Source organism: Montanilutibacter psychrotolerans, from assembly GCF_003719825.1.
GTDB classification, from domain to species: domain Bacteria; phylum Pseudomonadota; class Gammaproteobacteria; order Xanthomonadales; family Xanthomonadaceae; genus Montanilutibacter; species Montanilutibacter psychrotolerans.
In genome coordinates this window covers 26,881-45,703 of sequence record NZ_RIBS01000010.1, presented here as the reverse complement: position 1 = coordinate 45,703, position 18,823 = coordinate 26,881, and the positions used below count along the sequence as shown (strand labels likewise).

At 68.1% G+C, this 18,823-nt stretch carries 21 protein-coding genes; 15 read left to right on the top strand and 6 right to left on the bottom strand.

Going from position 1 to position 18,823, the window contains the following annotated elements; translation table 11 throughout:
• Positions 1 to 135 precede the first annotated feature (135 nt).
• Together tsaA and EER27_RS15490 are read left to right on the top strand one after the other, a co-directional pair.
• Positions 136 to 657 (top strand): tRNA (N6-threonylcarbamoyladenosine(37)-N6)-methyltransferase TrmO, encoded by a 522-nt coding sequence (gene tsaA / locus EER27_RS15495; RefSeq protein WP_123089049.1) that lies wholly within the window; start codon positions 136 to 138, stop codon positions 655 to 657.
• Between the two features lie 107 nt (positions 658 to 764).
• A complete protein-coding gene (locus EER27_RS15490) occupies positions 765 to 2,030 on the top strand; it encodes an aminopeptidase (protein WP_123089048.1) in 1,266 nt (421 codons plus the stop codon).
• Positions 2,031 to 2,093: 63 nt separating this feature from the next.
• Here EER27_RS15490 and EER27_RS15485 read toward each other — a convergent pair whose 3' ends face one another.
• Together EER27_RS15485 and EER27_RS15480 are read right to left on the bottom strand one after the other, a co-directional pair.
• Positions 2,094 to 3,131, bottom strand: a complete 1,038-nt coding sequence (locus EER27_RS15485; protein WP_123089047.1) for an aldo/keto reductase — start codon at positions 3,129 to 3,131, stop codon at positions 2,094 to 2,096.
• A 61-nt stretch (positions 3,132 to 3,192) separates the two neighbouring features.
• Positions 3,193 to 4,431: an MFS transporter gene (locus EER27_RS15480; protein ID WP_123089046.1), complete on the bottom strand. Its 1,239-nt coding sequence runs from the start codon at positions 4,429 to 4,431 to the stop codon at positions 3,193 to 3,195.
• A 99-nt stretch (positions 4,432 to 4,530) separates the two neighbouring features.
• On the opposite strand from EER27_RS15480, the gene EER27_RS15475 reads away from it, so the two are divergent.
• Positions 4,531 to 5,445, top strand: a complete 915-nt coding sequence (locus tag EER27_RS15475; RefSeq protein WP_123089045.1) for a LysR family transcriptional regulator — start codon at positions 4,531 to 4,533, stop codon at positions 5,443 to 5,445.
• Between the two features lie 72 nt (positions 5,446 to 5,517).
• Here the strand turns inward: EER27_RS15475 and EER27_RS15470 are convergent, their stop codons facing one another.
• Entirely contained in the window at positions 5,518 to 6,075 is a 558-nt protein-coding gene (locus EER27_RS15470; protein ID WP_123089044.1) for a TetR/AcrR family transcriptional regulator, read from the bottom strand.
• 306 nt (positions 6,076 to 6,381) lie between these two features.
• Here EER27_RS15470 and EER27_RS15465 point away from each other — a divergent pair, with 306 nt between their 5' ends.
• Positions 6,382 to 7,389 (top strand): alpha/beta fold hydrolase, encoded by a 1,008-nt coding sequence (locus EER27_RS15465; RefSeq protein ID WP_123089043.1) that lies wholly within the window; start codon positions 6,382 to 6,384, stop codon positions 7,387 to 7,389.
• A 327-nt stretch (positions 7,390 to 7,716) separates the two neighbouring features.
• Here EER27_RS15465 and soxR read toward each other — a convergent pair whose 3' ends face one another.
• On the bottom strand, positions 7,717 to 8,187 hold the full coding sequence (gene soxR, locus EER27_RS15460) for a redox-sensitive transcriptional activator SoxR (RefSeq protein ID WP_123089042.1): 471 nt from the start codon (positions 8,185 to 8,187) through the stop codon (positions 7,717 to 7,719).
• An 81-nt stretch (positions 8,188 to 8,268) separates the two neighbouring features.
• On the opposite strand from soxR, the gene EER27_RS15455 reads away from it, so the two are divergent.
• The 4 genes from EER27_RS15455 (at position 8,269) to EER27_RS15440 (ending at position 11,933) form a co-directional block, all read left to right on the top strand.
• A complete protein-coding gene (locus EER27_RS15455; RefSeq protein ID WP_123089041.1) occupies positions 8,269 to 9,654 on the top strand; it encodes an MFS transporter in 1,386 nt (461 codons plus the stop codon).
• Positions 9,655 to 9,777: 123 nt separating this feature from the next.
• Entirely contained in the window at positions 9,778 to 10,041 is a 264-nt protein-coding gene (locus EER27_RS15450; protein WP_123089040.1) for a hypothetical protein, read from the top strand.
• Positions 10,042 to 10,218: 177 nt separating this feature from the next.
• Entirely contained in the window at positions 10,219 to 11,175 is a 957-nt protein-coding gene (locus EER27_RS15445; protein ID WP_123089039.1) for an ABC transporter ATP-binding protein, read from the top strand.
• Positions 11,172 to 11,933 carry an ABC transporter permease gene (locus tag EER27_RS15440; protein WP_123089038.1) on the top strand — a complete coding sequence of 254 codons (762 nt, stop codon included), beginning with the start codon at positions 11,172 to 11,174 and terminating at the stop codon, positions 11,931 to 11,933. Before EER27_RS15445 ends, EER27_RS15440 begins: the two co-directional genes overlap by 4 nt.
• A gap of 60 nt (positions 11,934 to 11,993) precedes the next feature.
• Here the strand turns inward: EER27_RS15440 and EER27_RS15435 are convergent, their stop codons facing one another.
• Positions 11,994 to 12,245: a DUF3297 family protein gene (locus tag EER27_RS15435; RefSeq protein ID WP_123089037.1), complete on the bottom strand. Its 252-nt coding sequence runs from the start codon at positions 12,243 to 12,245 to the stop codon at positions 11,994 to 11,996.
• Positions 12,246 to 12,393: 148 nt separating this feature from the next.
• Here EER27_RS15435 and EER27_RS15430 point away from each other — a divergent pair, with 148 nt between their 5' ends.
• From EER27_RS15430 to EER27_RS15415, 4 genes are all read left to right on the top strand, one after another.
• Positions 12,394 to 13,503, top strand: coding sequence for a winged helix DNA-binding domain-containing protein (locus EER27_RS15430; protein ID WP_123089036.1), 1,110 nt, complete (start codon positions 12,394 to 12,396; stop codon positions 13,501 to 13,503).
• Between the two features lie 59 nt (positions 13,504 to 13,562).
• Positions 13,563 to 13,943, top strand: coding sequence for a YajD family HNH nuclease (locus tag EER27_RS15425; protein ID WP_123089035.1), 381 nt, complete (start codon positions 13,563 to 13,565; stop codon positions 13,941 to 13,943).
• A 217-nt stretch (positions 13,944 to 14,160) separates the two neighbouring features.
• Positions 14,161 to 14,430 carry a hypothetical protein gene (locus EER27_RS15420; protein WP_123089034.1) on the top strand — a complete coding sequence of 90 codons (270 nt, stop codon included), beginning with the start codon at positions 14,161 to 14,163 and terminating at the stop codon, positions 14,428 to 14,430.
• Positions 14,431 to 15,111: 681 nt separating this feature from the next.
• Positions 15,112 to 15,933, top strand: coding sequence for a hypothetical protein (locus EER27_RS15415; RefSeq protein WP_148041048.1), 822 nt, complete (start codon positions 15,112 to 15,114; stop codon positions 15,931 to 15,933).
• Between the two features lie 28 nt (positions 15,934 to 15,961).
• Here EER27_RS15415 and EER27_RS15410 read toward each other — a convergent pair whose 3' ends face one another.
• Positions 15,962 to 16,246, bottom strand: a complete 285-nt coding sequence (locus EER27_RS15410) for a DUF4031 domain-containing protein (protein ID WP_123089032.1) — start codon at positions 16,244 to 16,246, stop codon at positions 15,962 to 15,964.
• 247 nt (positions 16,247 to 16,493) lie between these two features.
• On the opposite strand from EER27_RS15410, the gene EER27_RS17505 reads away from it, so the two are divergent.
• The 3 genes from EER27_RS17505 to EER27_RS15395 all read left to right on the top strand — a co-directional run bounded on the left by EER27_RS17505 (position 16,494) and on the right by EER27_RS15395 (position 18,814).
• Positions 16,494 to 16,940, top strand: coding sequence for a LuxR C-terminal-related transcriptional regulator (locus tag EER27_RS17505; protein WP_190285832.1), 447 nt, complete (start codon positions 16,494 to 16,496; stop codon positions 16,938 to 16,940).
• A 129-nt stretch (positions 16,941 to 17,069) separates the two neighbouring features.
• Positions 17,070 to 17,936 carry a hypothetical protein gene (locus EER27_RS15400; RefSeq protein ID WP_123089031.1) on the top strand — a complete coding sequence of 289 codons (867 nt, stop codon included), beginning with the start codon at positions 17,070 to 17,072 and terminating at the stop codon, positions 17,934 to 17,936.
• Positions 17,937 to 17,956: 20 nt separating this feature from the next.
• Positions 17,957 to 18,814 carry a hypothetical protein gene (locus tag EER27_RS15395; protein ID WP_123089030.1) on the top strand — a complete coding sequence of 286 codons (858 nt, stop codon included), beginning with the start codon at positions 17,957 to 17,959 and terminating at the stop codon, positions 18,812 to 18,814.
• The last annotated feature ends 9 nt before the right edge of the window (positions 18,815 to 18,823 follow it).

Below are 18,823 nucleotides of genomic sequence, written 5' to 3'. Positions count from 1 at the left end.
CCAAAAGAGCGCAAATCGGCGGCTTTTCTCGGCCGTTTCGCCCACGATTGGGGCGATTCACCCTCGGAAACGCCCGGAAGGCTGGGCCACGGCGGGACGATCGGGTAAGTTCCGCCGGCCCCGGACCCTGACGCCATGCCCGACGCCCCCATCCGCTATGCCTGCCAGGCCATTGCCCACGTGCGCTCGCCGTACGCGCGCCGCATCGACGCGCCGCACCAGTCGACGGTGGTCGAAGGCACCGAAAGTGGCGACGTCGCGCAGGCACGGATCGAGTTCGTCGCCGACTTCCCGGAAGCGGCCTATGCCGATCTGGCCGGCTTCGACCGGATCTGGCTAGTCTTCGTGTTCCACCGCAGCCAGGGCTGGAAGCCGCAGGTGAAGCCGCCGCGCGGTGGGCCAAAGCGCAGCGTTCTGGCCACCCGATCCCCACACCGTCCCAATGCGATCGGCCTGTCGGCGGTCGAGCTGGTGGGCGTCGAGGAAGGCGCCCTGCGCGTGCGCGGTCTCGATCTGCTGGACGGCACGCCGATCCTCGACATCAAGCCGTACGTGCCGTACGCAGACGCCTTCCCGGATGCCCGGGCGGGCTGGATTGACGCGTTGGACGCCGCGCAGGGCCGTCATTCCGCGCCGGGGCCGCGCCGCCCGCGCTAGTGGCGGCGAGGACGACGGGCCTGGCCGACAGCCGGTGACCGTCGGCCGCCAGCGGGCGCGTTGGCAACCTAGCCCCGCCCGCGTCCGGGCGATCGAGGGATCCCCCCATGAAACGCCAGCTCCTGATCGCCGCTCTGGCGGCCGCCGTGTGTACCTCGCTGGGTGGCTGCCAGGGCCCGACCTCCGAAGGTACCGGTCCGGCTGCCGCACCCACGACGACGCCGGATGCGTCCTCTTCCGCGGCGCCCGCCAAGCCCGCACCCACCGACATGGAACAGCTCGCGCAGCGGCTGGTCACCCAGAGCGCGGCGGTGAAGGAAGGCGACGCGGTGCTCATCACCGGACGCGCCCACGATGCGGAGCTGCTGGAAAACATCGCCGTCAACGTGCGCAAGGTCGGCGGCTTCCCCATGATCGAGTACAGCAGCGACCGCCTCAGCAAGCGGATGTTCTTCGACGTGCCGGCGCAGTACGACAGCCAGGTCGACGGGCTGGTCCGGTCGCTCGCCGACGTGCTCGACGTGGTGATCAGCGTCAACAACTTCACCAGTGAGGACCTGTTCGAAGGGGCCGACCCCAAGCGCATGGCCGATCGCGGTAAGGCCAGCGAATCGATTGGCGCGGCCTTCCTGAAGAAGAACGTGCGCACCGTCGAGGTCGGCAACAACCTGTATCCCACGCAGTGGCGCGCGGCGCGCTTCGGCATGAGCGAGGACGAACTGTCCAGGACGTTCTGGAACGGCGTCAATCTGGACTATTCCGAGCTCCAGGCGCGCGGCGCGCAGGTGAAGGCCGCGCTTGCCGGCGGCAACGAGGTGCACATCACCCATCCCAACGGCACCGACCTGAAGGTGCGCGTGCAGGGGCGGCCGGTGCTGGTCAGCGACGGCATCATCGGGGCCGATGACATGAAAGCCGGTGGCGCATCGGCGTCGGTCTACCTGCCCGCCGGCGAGGTCTTCACCACGCCCGTTGCGGGCACCGCCGAAGGCAAGCTGGTCAACTCGCGCACGTTCTACCGTGGCAAACAGGTCGACAATCTCACGTTGACCTTCGCTGGCGGCAAAGTCACCGGGATGAGCGGGTCGGGGCCCGGCTACGAAGGCATGAAGGCCGAGTACGACGCCGTGGGCGATGCCCGCAAGGACCTGTTCGGCTACGTCGATTTCGGCATCAACCCCAACGTGAAACTGCCGGCGACCAGCCAGGTCGGCAACTGGGTGCCCGCCGGCACGGTGACCGTGGGGACCGGCAGCAACACCTGGGCCGGCGGCGACAATTCGGTGCCTTACGGCATCACCGTCTCGTTGCCGGGAAGCACCGTCACCCTGGACGGCAAGCCGGTTGTCGAGAACGGCGTACTGAAGCTTTGAGCCCGTCGCCGCACGCGCGCGGCCGTCGTCGCCGACGACCGCGCGCAGGGCGGCGCGGCGGATTTACGGGCGAACCAACGGCGGGTTGCGTTCGGTGAACATGCCGTTCCAGTACGGGTAGTGGGGATACGGCGGCGTGACCCGGCTTGCGTCGTCGAGCACGGCCACCTGCTCGGCAGTCAGCGACCAGCCCACCGCACCGAGGTTCTGCACCAGTTGCTCCTCGTTGCGCGCGCCGATCAGCACGGTCGACACCGTCGGGCGCTGCAGCAGCCAGTTCAACGCGACCTGCGGGATCGTCTTGCCGGTCTCGGCAGCGATCGCGTCCAGCGCATCGACCACGCGGTACAGGCGTTCTTCCTCGACCGGCGGTGCGAAGCCGGCGGTGTCGTGCAGGCGGCTGCCCTCCGGCCACGGCTGGCCGCGGCGGATCTTGCCCGTCAACCGGCCCCAGCCCAGCGGGCTCCACACCACGGCGCCTACGCCCTGGTCCTGTCCCACCGGCATCAGGTCCCATTCGTAGTCGCGGCCGATCAGCGAGTAATAGGTCTGGTTGGCGACGAAGCGCGAGTAGCCATGGCGATCGGCGACCGCCTGCGATTTCATCAGCTGCCAACCGGAGAAGTTGGACACGCCGAGGTAGCGGACCTTGCCGGCGCGCACCAGGTCGTCGAGGGTGGACATCACGCTCTCGACCGGCGTCATCGCATCGAAGTGGTGCAATTGCAGCAGGTCGATGTAGTCCGTGCCCAGGCGCTTGAGCGCCTTGTCGGTGGCGGCGATCAGGTGATGACGCGAAGCGCCGATGTCGTTCGGGCCGTCACCGGCGCGCAGGGTGAGCTTGGTGGACAGGATCACCTGGTCGCGGCGGCCCTTGATCGCCTCGCCCAGGATCGACTCGGACGCGCCATCGGAATAGACGTCGGCGGTGTCGAACAGGTTCATGCCGGCGTCGAGGCCGAGATCGATCAGCCGACGGGCCTGCGCGACATCGGTGCTGCCCCAGGCGCTGAAGAGCGGGCCCTTGCCGCCAAACGTGCCGGTGCCCAGACCGAGGGCAGGTACCTTGAAGCCGGAGTTGCCGAGAAAGCGGGTTTCCATGGATGGGTCCTGGTTGAACGTGGAATGTTGAACGTGGGGGAGTGAGCAGCAAACAGCGGTGTTACGGCGTGCCGGGCACGCAATCGGCGATGTCCGACGCGGCGGGCTCGCCGGCACGGTCCAGGCGCACGCTCCACAGGGCAACGGCAAGGCCGGCGACGGTGACCAGCGCGGCAACCCAGGTCACGGCAGCCAGGCCCGGGCCGTGATTGATGACCGCGCCACCCAGCCAGGCGCCGATTGCATTACCCAGGTTGAACGCGGCGATGTTGAAGCTCGACGCCAGGCTCTGCCCGGCGCCTTCGGCCTTGTGCAGCACGCGCAGCTGCAACGGCGCGACGGTGGCGAACGCGGCGGCGCCCAGCAGGCCGGTGAACAGCACGGCAGCCGGCTTGCTGTGCAGCGCGAACGTCATCGCGCCCAGCACCACCGCCAGCACCGCCAGCGAGCCCAGCAGGGTCGGCACCAGGCGGCGGTCGGCGAGCTTTCCGCCCAACAGGTTGCCGGCGATCATGCCGACGCCAAACACCAGCAGGATCGGCGACACCGCGCTTTCGGCGAAGCCGGTGATGCGCGTCAGGATCGGCTGGATGTAGGTGAACACCGCAAACACGCCGGCGTAGCCGACCACCGTGGCGAGCAAGCCGAGCTGCACCTGGCGGCGGCCGAGCACCTTCACTTCCTCGCGCATCGAGATCGCAGCGCCCTCGCCCTGCACGGACGGCACCAGCGCAGCGATCACCGCCGTGGCAAATACGCCAATCGCAACCACCGCCCAGAACGTCGAGCGCCACCCCAGGTGCAAGCCGAGCCAGGCCCCGGCCGGCACGCCGAGCAGCGTTGCCACGGTCAGACCGGTGAACATGATCGAGATCGCCGACGCCTTGCGGTCTTGCGCCACCATCCCAGTGGCCACGACCGCCCCGATGCCGAAGAACGTGCCGTGCGCCAGCGACGTGACCACGCGTGCCGCCATCAACCAGGCGTAATCCGGAGCCAGCGCGCAGGCCAGGTTGCCCAGGGTGAAGATCACCATCAGGGCCACGAGAGCGGCCTTGCGCGGCATCCGGCTGGTCGCGGCGGTCAGCAGCGGCGCGCCGACGAACACGCCCAGCGCGTAGCCGGAAATCAGCAGGCCGGCGGCGGCGATCGTCACCTTGAGGTCGGCGGCGACCTGCATCAGCAGGCCCATGATCACGAACTCGGTGGTGCCGATACCGAAGGCGCCGATGGTCAGCGCGTACAGCGCCAGGGGGATCCCGGTGCGGGTCGGGGTGTGGACGGTCGATGGGGCGAGCATGCGGCGGGCCTGGCGGAAGCAGAGCGGCAGGCTAGGCGGTTGCATCCTCATCAAAAACCACCACTATCGACAATCAGTTTCAACGATTGCTTGATAGTCATGGACCGAATCGACGACATCGCCCTGTTCCTGCGCGTGCTCGACCTGGGCTCGATCAGCGCCGCCGCGCGCAGCCTGGACCTCTCGGTAGCGGTGGCGAGCCAACGCCTGCAGCGGTTGGAGCGCGATCTCAACGTGCGTCTGCTGCACCGGACCACGCGCCAGTTGCACCCCACGCCCGAGGGCCTGCTGCTGGCCGAGCAGGGACGTGGGCTGGTTGAGGAACTCGAGGCGCTGACCGACGGCCTGCGCAAGGCCGGTTGCAGCATCGCCGGCACGTTGCGCGTGTCGATGTCGTCCACGTTCGGCAAGTTGTACATCTCGCCGCTGCTGCCGGAGTTCCTGGCGCGCCACCCGGCGGTGCGCGTCAGTGTCGACCTCAACGACCAGAAGGTGGATCTGATCAGCGCCGGGCTCGACCTGGCGATCCGCATCGGCAGCCTCGACGATTCGACCCTGGTGGCGCGCCACCTGGCGATCAACCGGCGCGTGCTGTGCGCCTCGCCCGACTACCTGCGGCGGCACGGTGCGCCGGCCACGCCGGCCGAACTGGAGAACCACCAGTGCGTGTTGCTGCTGGGCAACCAGGGCCGGCTCGACACCTGGCGCATGCACGACCGCGCGGGTCGCGAAGCCGTTGTGCGTGTGACCGGTCGCATCGAGAGCAATCAGGGTGAACTGGTGCGCGACGCCTCCGTCGCCGGCCTGGGCATCTCGCTGCATTCCACGTGGCACGTGGCCGCGGACCTGCGCGCCGGCCGCCTGCAGGTGGTGCTGCCGGACTGGAAACTGCCCGATACCACCATCACCGCGCTGATGCCGCAACGCCGGCTGGTGCCGCCGCGCGTGCGCGCGTTCGTGGACTTCCTTGCCGAGAAATTCGGCGACACACCACCGTGGGAGCGCGTGCAGTGACGAGTTGCCGGCATGCTGCGGAATCGATCGGGTTGCCGAGTCACGGTCTCGGGCGCCCACCCCGCGTCGCGTTCACCCCAGCAGATCCTGTGGCAGGCGCTTGAGCACGCGCCGGAACGGTGCGGGGTCGGCGAGGCCGCGCGCAACGATCAGCGCGCCCTGGATGCGCACCACTGCGTCTTCGGCACGCTGCTGTGCTTCGCGCTCGGACACGCCTTTCTCCCGCGCCAGCCGCGCCAGGCACTCGATCAGCGTGCGCAAAGACGCGATGAGGCGGTCCTGGAACAAGGCACGGGCGTCGCCCACCACCAGATTGCCGAGCAGGCAGGCTTCCGCGCCGCCACCGTAGTAGCTGTCCAACGCGGCAATCACTTGGCTCAGCCGCCGCTCGGGCGTTCCCGACGCCAGCGCCGGCGCGAGAATCGCCTCGCGTGCCCACTCGTCAACGCGATCGAGGACGGCGCGCGCCATCCCCTCCTTACCGCCGGGAAAGTAGTGATACAGGCTGGAGCGGCCCAGGCCGGTGGCGTCCGACAACTGCCCAAGCGAGGCGGCGTCATAGCCGTATCGACGGAAAGCGCCGAGCAGGCGGTCGACTACGGCTTCGCGGGAAAGCAGGGGGGCTGGCATCGGTCTAATGGCTGGAACGTTCAGTCCAATATGGCCACGACAAGCGCCGTCGTCAACCTGGCAAATCCATAGGGCCCTCTGTCTCCTTGCCGTCCTTCCCGCGAAGGCGGGCGCGCCGCAGCGGAGCTGATTATCCAAGGCTTCGACGCGGTGATTCCATCTATCTGGATCCCCGCCTTCGCGGCTGACGGGCCGACTGTTCGAGTTCTCAATAGAAGCAACTCATCCATGGCTTGACGGCGGTCCTGTTCATCCATATTGTACCGATCGTTCGGTTCAATAACGCTACCGCCACGGAGCCACACCATGTCTGCGCAATCCCGTTACTCCCGCCTCCCGTCGCGCGCTCTGCGCACCACCGCATCACTGATGCTCGCGGCGTCGCTCGCTCTGCCCAGCTTGGCCCTGGCGAGCAGCGCCGCATCGCCCGAGCCCGCAACGACGCGCAGCGAAGCCCATCCCGTCCACTATCGGAAGCTCACCGTCGATGGCGTGGAGATCGCCTATCGCGAAGCCGGTCCGCAGAATGCGCCGGTGTTACTGCTGCTACACGGCTTTCCGACCTCCAGCCAGATGTTCCGCGACCTGATGCCGCGCTTGGCCGACCGCTATCGGGTGATCGCGCCTGACTATCCCGGCTTCGGCCAGAGCGCCGCGCCCGCGCCCGATGAATTTGACTACAGCTTCGATCACTACGCCGAACTGATGCAAAGCTTCACCCAGCAGCTCGGTCTGCAGCGCTACGCGCTCTACCTGATGGACTACGGTGCGCCGGTGGGCTTCCGCCTCGCCAGCCGGCATCCGGAGCGCGTCACCGCACTGATCGTCCAGAACGGCAATGCCTACGCCGAAGGCATCGGCGAATTCTGGGACCCGATCAAGGCCTACTGGAAGGACAACAGTGCCGCCAATCGCGAACAATTGCGCAAGGCGGCACTGTCGCCGGAGGCTACGCGCTGGCAGTACCTCGACGGCGTGCCCGACCCGACCCTCGTCAACCCGGATGCGTACACGCTGGATCAGGCCTACCTGGAGCGCCCTGGAAACCAGGACATCCAGCTGGCGATGATCTACGACTACCAGAACAACCTGCCCAAGTACCCCGAGTGGCAGGCGTACTTCCGCAAGCACCGCCCGCCGACGCTGGTGATCTGGGGCAAGAACGACGCAATCTTCCTGGCGGCAGGTGCCGAGGCGTATCGCCGCGACAATTCGCAGGCGCAAGTGCATCTGCTCGACACCGGTCACTTCGCGCTGGAAACCCACGCGCCGCAGATCGCCACGCTGATCCGCGACTTCCTCGAAGGCCATTGAGTCCATGCGACAGCGCTCCGGATTGCCGGAGCGCTGTCTTGCCCATCACCGCGGGTGATCAAAAACCTGCCGACCGACGCAAGCGAGCGCAAGTTCCACTGCTGCGCGCGGGGGCTGGGCAGGGCGGCGATCCGTTCCCCAGCCTCCCAGCGACCCCGAGATGCGGCACACCTAAGCCGCCGCCGTATGCAGCGACGGGTACGAGCACAATCGCCGCGCGAACCTACCTTTGCCGAGAAGTTTGGCGACACACCACCGTGGGAGCGCGGTTGGAGCAAAACCGATTGCGGCTCCCCGCCCGGGTTGTGCGCCACCCGGTGTACGACGTCAGCGGCTGCGCGCTTTGCGGGTCGGTGCGGTCGTCGTCCAGCGCAACGCGCCGTCGCCCTGTTCGGACAGCACGTCGGCGGGGTTGGCCAGTCGGCAGCGCTTGAGCGAAAGGCAACCGCAGCCGATGCAGTCGTCCAGCGTGTCGCGCAGCAGGCTGAGTTGCGCGATCCGCGCGTCGAGTTCGCTGCGCCATCGCGCCGACAGCCGCGTCCAGTCCGCGCGCGTGGGCGTGCGGCCATCGCCTAGCCCCGCCAGCGCCTCGGCCACCGTCGCAAGCGGGATGCCGACGCGCTGCGCCGCCCGGATGACCGCCACGCGGCGCAGGGTGTCGCGCGGGTAACGGCGCTGGTTGCCGGCGGTGCGCTGGCTGTGGATCAGGCCCTTGGTTTCGTAGAAGTGCAGCGCCGACACGGCCACGCCGCTGCGCTGCGCGAGTTCGCCGACGCTGAGTTCGCCGTGGGATTCCATGCGTGCTTGACCTCAACTTAAGTTGAGCTTCTATCCTCGCCGCCTCGATCGCGACCGTCAACGCGAACCACAGGAACATCGATGGAAATGCAGGTTGCCGCCGCACCGCCCGCCGAGGGCCTTTTTGCTCCGCGCTACCGTGCGCCCACCCTGGGCGCGGTGGCACTGATTGCGCTGCACGCCTTCGAGGCGCTGGCGATCACCACCGCGATGCCGACTGCGGCCCAGTCGCTGGACGGCTTGCCGCTGTACGCGCTGGCCTTCGCCGCGACGCTGGCATCGAGCGTGGTGGGCATGGTCGCGTGCGGTCGCTGGGCCGACCGTCGCGGGCCGCACGCGCCACTGACCCACGGCATCGTGTGGTTCTCGATCGGGCTGCTGGTGGCCGGCCTCGCGCCGTCGATGGCAGTTCTGCTGCTGGGACGGGTGGTGCAGGGCTTCGGTGGCGGTCTGATGTCGGTGGCGCTGTATGTCGCCGTGGGTCGGGTGTACCCGCCGGCGCTGCGCGTGCGCGTCTTCGCGGCGTTCGCCGGTGCCTGGGTGGTGCCGGCGATCGTCGGTCCGACCATCAGCGGTCTGATCGTCGAACACCTCGGCTGGCGCTGGGTGTTCCTGCTGGTGCCCGTGGTGGCCGTGCTTGCAGCCACGATGGTGCTTCCGGCGTTGCGGGCGATCACGCCGTTGCCGGACCCGATGGACGAGGCCGGTGCCGCGTCCCGCGAGCGCCATCGCCTCGCGTGGGCCATCGCGGCGGCGGCCAGCGCCTTGCTGTTGCATTGGGGCGGGCAGCAGCGCGGCTGGCTCGCCGCGCTGGTGCTGGTGTTGGCGGCAGTGGCTCTGCTTATCTGCATGCATCGGCTGTTGCCCCGCGGCACGCTGAGCGCAGCGCGTGGACTGCCGACGGTGATCGCGATGCGCGGCATCGTCGCGTCGGTGTTCTACGGCACCGAGGTGTTCCTGCCGCTGCTGCTGTCGCGCGAGCGCGGATTGTCGCCAACGATGGCCGGCGCAGCGTTGACCATCGGCGCGGTGGGGTGGTCGGCGGGCTCCTGGTACCGGGGGCGCATGGTCGATCCGTCACCGGCGCGCGTGGTGCAGACCGGCATGGCGTTGCTCACGCTGGGCCTGGCGGTGGCGACGCTGGCCGTGTTCCCCACGATGCCGCTGGCGTTTGCGCTGGTGGGCTGGGTGATTGCCGGCGTCGGCGTCGGCACGGTGTTTCCCAGCATCTCCGCGCTGACCCTGGAGCTGTCGCCGCCGGCACAACAGGGCGTCAATTCGTCGGCGTTGCACTTGTCCGATGCGCTGTTTACCGCCACGGTGCTGGCAGTGGTGGGCTCGCTGTTCTCGGCGCTGCTGGAACACTCGCCGATGGCGGCCTACCTGTGCGGCTTCGCGATCACCACCGCACTGGCCGCGATCGGAACCGCAGTGGGTGGACGCGTGCGGCCCGCGGCGACGTTGTGAGTGTCGATGCCCGCGATGGGGGCGGCATTGCCCCGCACGCGGGACGAAGCTTCCCCGGATTGCCGACTTATCGGAACACGGGCGGCTGCCTACGCTAGCCGCTCCATCGCAAGGATGCCTTCCATGCCGCACTTCCCCGTTGGGCGATTGGCTCGCATCGTGCTCGCGGCCGCTGCTGTCTCCGCCCTCGCCAGCGTTTCCACGGTGGCGCTGGTCAGTGGCATCGCGGCGATCCTGCTCGGCACCTGGCTGCACGTCTGGCCGCTGGCGTTCGCGATGACGCTGCCGGTGGTGTGGCTGCTGCGGCCGGCACTGCATTCGCTGCGCCGCGACCGGGTGCCCGCCGTCGACGCCCGCCCGCACCGTGGCTACGGCGAACTGGGCTGAGCGCGCATCCGATCGCGCGGTGGCCTGCACGCCGGGCACGGCCGGCGGCGCTAGGATCCAGCGTCGGGTACGACGCCGGGCGCGCCTGATACCCCGTCGGCCGCGAGCATGGCCACGGACTGACCTTCATTCTCGCCGGGCAGCCGCCCGGCAACCGTTCGGCGACGAGGTTTCCACGTGCAATCGATCATTTCCATCCGCAATGTCGGCAAGACCTACGCTTCGGGCCATCAGGCCCTGAAGGCGATCGACCTCGACATCCGTCGCGGCGAGATCTTTGCCTTGCTCGGCCCGAACGGCGCCGGCAAGACCACCCTCATCAGCATCATCTGCGGCATCGTCAACGCCAGTTCTGGCAGCGTCACCGCCGACGGCCACGACATCGTCGGCGACTACCGCGCCGCGCGCGCGAAGATCGGCCTGGTGCCGCAGGAGCTGTCCACGGATGCGTTCGAGACCGTCTGGGCAACTGTCCGATTCAGTCGAGGACTGTTCGGCAAACCGCCCAATCCGGCGTACCTGGAAAAGGTGCTGCGGGACCTGTCGCTGTGGGAAAAGAAGGACAGCAAGATCATGGCGCTATCAGGCGGCATGAAGCGACGCGTGCTGATTGCCAAGGCGCTGTCGCACGAGCCTTCCATCCTGTTCCTCGACGAACCCACCGCGGGCGTGGACGTCGAGCTGCGGCGCGACATGTGGAAGATGGTGCGCGAGCTGCGCGAGAGTGGCGTGACCATCATCCTGACCACGCACTACATCGAGGAAGCCGAGGAGATGGCCGATCGCATCGGGGTGATCAGCAAGGGCGAACTGATCGTGGTCGAGGACAAGGACGTGCTGATGCGCAAGCTCGGCAAGAAGCAGCTGACCCTGCAATTGCAGGAGCCGTTGCAGCGCCTGCCAACGGGACTGGCCGGCCTTCCGCTGGAGCTGGCCGACGATGGCGCCACGTTGGTGTACACCTTCGACGCGCAGGGAGAGCACACCGGCATCGCCACGCTGCTGAAGCGGCTCAACGAACACGGCATCGACTTCCGCGACCTGCATTCCAGCGAGAGCTCGCTGGAGGAGATCTTCGTCAACCTGGTGCACTCCAATGCCGCACCGGCGCGAGCGAACGGGGTGCGCGCATGAACCTGCACGCGATCCGCGCGATCTACCGCTTCGAGATGGCGCGCACCTTTCGCACGCTGACCCAGTCCATCGCCTCGCCGGTGCTGTCGACGTCGCTGTACTTCGTGGTGTTTGGCGCGGCGATCGGCTCGCGCATGGGCGACATCGACGGTGTCGGCTACGGTGCCTTCATCATCCCGGGCCTGATCATGCTGTCGCTGCTCAACGAGAGCATCTCCAACGCCTCGTTCGGCATCTACATGCCCAAGTGGGCCGGCACGATCTACGAGCTGCTGTCCGCGCCCGTGTCGCCGCTGGAGGTGGTGATCGGCTACGTGGGGGCCGCGGCCAGCAAGTCGGTCATGCTGGGCGTGCTGATCCTGGTGACGGCGCGCGTCTTTGTGCCGTATGAGATCGCCCATCCGGTGTGGATGCTGGTCTTTCTGGTGCTGACGGCGGTGACCTTCAGCCTGTTCGGTTTCATCATCGGCCTGTGGGCCGACGACTTCCAGAAGCTGCAGGTGATCCCGCTGATGGTGGTCACGCCACTGACGTTCCTGGGCGGCGCGTTCTACTCGATCCAGATGCTGCCGCCGGTGTGGCAGAAGATCACCCTGTTCAACCCGGTGGTCTACCTGATCAGCGGCTTTCGCTGGAGCTTCTACGGCATCGCCGACGTCAATGTCGGCATCAGCCTGGCCGCGATCGTCGGGTTCCTGCTGCTGTGCCTGTCCGCGGTCTGGTGGATTTTCCGCACCGGCTACAAGCTCAAGTCGTGAGCGTGGTGCGCGGCCGCCCGCACGGCGGGTGTGCCGCGCGGGCCGTCGCGTCGCCGGGGCTTACGCTTCCGGCGTGGCGTCGAGGAAGTACGGCTCGACCACGCCCTTCACCTTGATGGTCATCGGCTGGCCACGGCGATCGAGCGAGCGGCCAACCGGCATGCGCACCCAGCCTTCGCTGATGCAGTACTCCTCGATGTTGGTCTTCTCCTCGCCGTTGAAGCGGATGCCGATGCCGCGTTCGAGCACGGCGGCATCGTGGAACTTGCTGCGCGGGTCGGTGGAAAGGCGGTCGGGCAGGGTATCGGTCATCGTTGCGGCTTCGGTAAGGGTGGCGCGACAGGCCACGGGGCGCACAGGATAAGGCGCCCGGCGGCCCGATCCCATTCCCGCCGCCGATGCCCGCCGGGCGGCCTCGACAGGCCGGCCGCGCGGACAAGCCCACCAAGGACTGCCGCCCATGCCCGATCGTCCCCTGACCCCGTTGCAACTGAACCGCGCGCTGCTGGCGCGCCAGTTGCTGCTGAAGCGCCAGCGCCTGCCCGTGCGCGACGTCGTGCATGCCGTCGCCGGCCTGCAATCGCAAGAGCCCAAGGACCCGTACGTGGCGTTGTGGTCGCGCAGCAGCGACTTCACTGGCCAGCAGCTGGTCGCCGCCGCCCAGGCGCGCGAGGTCGTGCGCGGCAGCTTCCTGCGCGGCACCATCCACACGGTCAGCGTCGACGACTACGTTGCGTTCCGGCAACTGCTGCAGCCGTTGCTGAACCGGGAAATCGTGTCCAACCGGCACCTCGCCGGCGGGTTCGACCCGGCCGAACTCGAGGTCGCCGCGCGCGCACTGCTTGCCGGCGGAGCGCTCACCGCGCGACAGGTGGGCGAGGCCCTGGCCGAGCGTTTCCCACAGGCGCAGACCGCGGGCCTGGCCAGTTGGGTGCGCAGCTGCATCGCCTTGGCGACGGTGCCCGGCGACGACCGCTGGGGTTACCCGCGCCCGCCGCGCTTCGTGCCCGCGGTGCAGTGGCTGGACCGGCCGCTCGACGAGGCGGGCGTGGGCGCGGCCGAGGCCCTGGTGATGCGCGCGCTGACCGCGATCGGACCGGTCAGCATCGCCGACCTGCGCAGCTGGTCCGGCCTGACCGGCCTCAGCGCGGTGGTCCAGGGGATGGGCGCGAGACTGCGCTCGTTTCGCGACCAGGCCGGGCGCGAGCTGTTCGATCTGGACGACGCGCCGCGTCCGCCCGCCACGACGCCGGCGCCTGTGCGCTTCCTGCCCGAGTTCGACAACGCCCTGCTGGCGCATGCCGACCGCAGCCGGATCATCCCGCCGGAACTGGCGGGACGTTTCGCGATGGCGTCCAACGGTCGGCGCGAGCGCGCGGTGCTGGTCGATGGTTTCGTGCGCGCGACCTGGAGCCACGCCTGCACGCGCGGCGCGGCCGGCATCGAGGTCAAGCTGCTCGGGCCGCAGCCGGCCCCCGCCTGTTCCGACATCGCCGAGGAGGCGGAGGCCCTGCTGCGCTTCCTCGAACCGGAGGCGACATCGATCGACGTGCGACTGGTGGCTGTCTGAGCCGGGCGGCAACGGGCACACTGCCCGCAAGCCCATCGCCATCGATCCACGGAGTCCCCATGTCCAACGCCAGGTCCGGCCCCGACAGCAGCAAGCTCGACCAGATCGTCGCCCAGGCGCGGCGCAACGCCGAAGAGCGTCAGCAGGGCTATCGCGAGCGCGCGCTGAAGATGTACCCGTGGGTCTGCGGGCGCTGCGCGCGCGAGTTCACACGCGCGAACCTGACCGAGCTCACCGTCCACCACCGCAATCACGATCACGACTACAACCCGCCCGACGGCAGCAATTGGGAGCTGCTGTGCGTGTACTGCCACGACAACGAGCACTCGCGCTACATCGATCACGCTGCCGGCGGCGGTGGTGGCGCCGATGCCGACGCCGCCAAGCCGGCCACCGGCAACCCCTTCGCCAACCTGAAGTCGCTGTTGAAGAAGTCGTAGCGCATCGCCGCCGTTGACCGTGGCGCGTTGCCGTCCACGCCCGCGGCTTGAGCTGGCACCGACAAGGCAGCAGCGCGCTGGCAGGCGCTTCGACCCGCCAGGCGGCCGCTGCCATCGCGGGCGATTGACGTGACGGCGGCTCCCGGCTGATCCACTGCAAACCCGCGCCGCGGCAGGGTTCTCATCCTCTGCGACGCGATCGCGCGACGCTGGCCCGATGAGCGCATCGACCAGTTTCCGCATTGCATCCCTCGACCGTCGCCTGGACGCGGTCGCCGCCGCGTTGCCAACCCTGCTGGCACGCCATCCCTACGAAGAAGACTTCTGGCCGGCGTTCGCCGACGAGGTCGATCCGATCCATGCGCTGGCGTGGTGTGCCAGCGACACCCGCTACGTCGACGCGCGTATCGAAAGCATGCTCGGCGAACACGGCGTGTTGCGCGACTACGCGCAGGGCCTGGAATTGCTCGAGACCCTGCACGACTAGCGGTGTGGTCGTGGTCAACAGCTACGGCCGTCAAAAACCGTGTCAGGGCAGCCCGTAGGATGGGTTGAGCGAAAAGCGATACCCATCGCACGCGACGGCGGCCAAGGCAGCCAGCTGCAATCCCGCGGGCGGGTCGCATCGGCCTGAAAGAATCGACATTCGCCGGGAGCGCTGCTTTCGCTCCCGCCTGGACCCCGGTTGATGGGTATCGCTGCGCTCAACCCATCCTACGTCGCTGCGCGATTACGCGCAGGGCCTGGAACTGCTCGAGACCCTGCACGACTAGCGGTGTGGTCGTGGTCAGGAGCCGCGGCCGTCAGAAACCGCGTCCGGGGCAGCCCCGTAGGATGGGTTGAGCGAAAAGCGATACCCATCGCACGCGACGGCGGCCAAGGCAGCCAGCTGCAATCCCGCGGGCGGGTCGCATCGGCCTGAAAAAATCGACATTCGCCGGGAGTGCTGCCTTCGCACCCGCCTGGACCCCGGTTGATGGGTGTCGCTGCGCTCAACCCATCCTACGTCGCTGGAAGGTCGTCGCTAGCGAGGTGGTCGTGGCCGGGAGTTACGGCCATCACCAACCGGGGCCGGGCAGATCACGCAGCCGGCCATGGCTTCCTGCAGGCGTCGATGTCGCATGACATGGCGATAATGCGCGCCAGTCACGCCACGGAAGAGTCACGAATGCGTCATCGCCACACCAGGCAACTCACGATGGGCATCGCCGGCAGCGGGTTGCTGATGGCGCTGTTGGCGAATGCGGCGATGGCCACCGGCCGATCCCCCGCGCCGGCACCGCATTGCCTCGATGCGCGCGCCATGCGCGAGGCGCATCAGGTCGACGCGCGCACCCTGGCGATCCTGGGCGAGAACGACGTGCGTCATCGCATCGACCTGGCTGGAAGCTGCCCGACCGCGGCCGTAAGCGGCGCGGCGAGCCTGCTCGCGCGCGAGGGCTGGGTGTGCGGTGGCGGCAACGAGTTCGTTCGCGATGGCCAGGCGCTGTGCCCGATCGCCGCCGTGACGACCGTCGACGCACGCGAGTACGCCCGCCTGGCCCGCACCAGCCAGGCGAGCGATGGCACGGCGTCGTTGGGGACGGTGGAAGTGCGCGGCGAACGCCGTCGCGGCTTTGGCGGTTCGTCGTCCTTCTGCTTCAGCCCGCGGCACATGCGCAGTTGGTCCGAAGACGGCAAGGGCGTGTTGGTGGAGTTGTCGCCGGCCCGCTCGGGTGGGCACCGCTACTACCGCGTCGAGCTTGGCAACGCCTGCCCCGAGTTGAACGCCGCGCCGCAGATCGGCTTCGAATCGGGCCTCGGCGTGGGCGTCATCTGCGGAAACCCGGGCGACCGCATCAAGGTGGTCGAGCAGCGCTCGGAAACCATGCCAGGCGCGCCGCGCCTGATGGGCACCGCCCGCATCGGCTGCCCGATATCGGCGGTGTACCCCATCGTCGAGGAGGCGATCATCGAAGCGACGCCCGTCGAGGGCGCGCCATCGCGTTGAAGCGTACGCGCGGCAACGCCACCGTGGCCTAGCACTGCTCTCCACGCCCTTGCGCGCGCGCGCGGGCAATCACCGCGCGGACCTGCGCGCGGTCTCGATGACGCGAGATCGGCACCGCCCCCAGCGCGATCGCCCGATCGCGCAACGACGCCGGCACGTCGTAGTGGGCGCCGCTGGTCCTGTCCTGGAACCTGTGACGCGCAATGCCGAGCTGCGCGGCGAGCGCGTGCAGCTCGTCCAGCGTGTCCGCCATCAGGTGGGCCCAGCGCTCGCCACGCCACGGCCAAACGGCATCGTCGATGTACACACTCATGGGGCGGTCGTGCCATCTCCCGGGTGATGGGCATGCCGTGGCCATGCTGTCGGCACGTGCGCAGCATGCCTTGCGCCGCCCACGGGCGCGAGCCCGACGCAGTCACGCATGCGACCGCCGATGCCGGTACCCCTGCCGGACCGGCGATGCGGACCACGGCAGGGCTGTGCTATCACTGCCGCATCGTCGACACGGATGTTCCGCGATGCCCGAACGTGAGGAGCGATACCACGCAGGCGTGGATTCCATGACGCCACGTCAGCGCGAAGTGCTTGCCTTGGTGGGACAGGGACTGGATTGCGCGCGGATCGCCTCCGCGTTGGCGATTGCGCCGCACACGGTCCGCAAGCATCGCAGCCAGTTGCTGGCCAAACTGGGCCAGCGCAACACCGTGCAGTTGCTGGTGCATGCCAGCGCGATCGGCCTGCGCGCCGACAGCACAGAGAATTCCGACCGCAACGGCTACCGCGACCTTGGCCCACGCCAGCGCCAGGTGATCGACCTGGTGGCGGCCGGCCATACCAGCAAGGAGATCGCGCGCCGGCTCGGCATCAGCCCGTTGACCGTGCGCAAGCACCGCGAGATCGCAATGCGCAAGCTCGGCGTGCATTGCATGGCCGACCTGATCCGGCTGGCGCGGCCGCGTTTGCCGTTTCTGAAGCTCGACCTGGCGACGGTTGGACCCATGCCCTGATCGCATGCGATGCCGGTACGCCATCGGTGCCATTCCGCGAGGTCTCACGGCACTACACCCTGCGCACTCGCCGGTGGCTGCGCATTGCCAACGCGACGTTTCGTCCATTCCACAGACAAGGAGAGTCCCATGCCCCTGGAAACCCAGGTGAAATCGACCCGGCCCGGCGGCAGCCTCACGTTCGACTTTGTTGGCAACATCGCCAAAGTGGCCGTCGGCATCCGCGCCTTCAACCTCAGCTTTGGCGCCGGCGACGAACACCATGTCGAAACCGTCGGCATCCAGCTGATCTCGTCCTACACCAACAACGCACTGGTCGTCCTGGTCAACGCCACCCTGGACGACGACGGCGGCAACAACCTGCTGCCGGACGGGTCGAGCGTGGAGGTGGTCGCCATTGCCTGGACCGGCATCGACAACCCGGACGTGACCCTGGCCAACGCCCTGGACGTTGCCAACGGCCAGGCCAGCTCCGGCATCGCCGTTCCGTGCACGACCCCGCTGGTACGGGCGGCGCTGCTGTCCGGATTCGAACTCTCGTTTGGCAATACCGATCACGAGGTGAAGGTGATCGAGGCCGGTGCGGGAACGGCCCAGTCCGGCAGCAGCGTGCAGGTCACCGCCAGCGCGCGGATGTTCGACGACAGCGGCAACAGCGCCACCACGGCCACCATCGACGGCGGCCTGCTGGTCAGTTGCGATGCGACGCTGCCGTTCCAGGTGCTGGCCACGGGCGACCTGCAGAACACCCAAAGGAAGCTGGCGTTCGACAGCCGCATCAACACCTTCGAGGCGCTGCTGACGGGCTTTCGCGTGCAGTACGCCGGCAACACCGATCACGACGTGACCACCGTTGGCGGCGTCATCAGCATCCAGTCCAGCGACGCCGGATCGGCGACGGCCAGCGGCGCGACCTACATCAACGACGACAGCGGCAACCGCCAGGACGACACCCTCAGCCACGTCACCGGCGTGGTGGTCGGCTACGTCCGCTGACACTTCCCAGGAGCTCTCCGATGCCTCTCGAAATCCAGTTCGCTGTCCTGCGCCCCGACGAAACCAAAGTGTTCACGTTCTCCGGCCCGATCGCACAACGCATGGTCGGCATCAGCCAGTTCGAGCTCGCCTTCAGCAAGGATGACCACCACGTCCAGCGGACGTCGATCAGCCTGTCCGTCAACCAGCAGGGCAACACGCTGTCGGTCAATCCGCACGCGTCGATGGTCGATGCCGGCGGGCGCAACCTCGACGCCGGCAAGTCGTCGGTGACGGTGGTGGCGGTGGCTTGGGTGGGGATCGACAACCCGAGCGTGCGCTTCGCCAATGTCGGCGGCATCGTCGACAACGGCGCCAGCGCGCCGCAGGCCGTGCCGTGCAACTCCCCGCTGGTGCTGCAGTCGCTGCTGGCCGGCTTCGACCTGTCGTTCGGCAAGGACGATCACCACATGGAGACCGCGCTCGCCTCGGTCGGCAACCAGCTCAACGGCAATTCGTCGGTGGTCACCGGGTTGGCGAAGATGTCCGATGCCAGCGGCAACAACGCCAGCACCGCCACTGTCGACGGCGGGCTGGTGGCCAGCTGCGACCGCTCGTTGCGCATGGTCGTGATGGCCAGCAACAGCCTGCAGTTCGGCGCCCAGACACTGCAGTTTCCCGCGGACGTTTCGCGCTTCGTTTCGCTGCTGACCGGGTTCAAGGTGCAGTTCAAGAACGAGCACGACCACCACGTGAAAACCTTCAAGGCCAGCTTCCAGGTCGACAAGATCCAGGACCACGCCGTCACCGTGGTCGGCTCGGCCGGACTGTCGGACGGCAGCGGAAACGAACAGGACAACACCATCAGCAACGTCACCGGTGTCGTCATCGGCTATTGATCCACCACG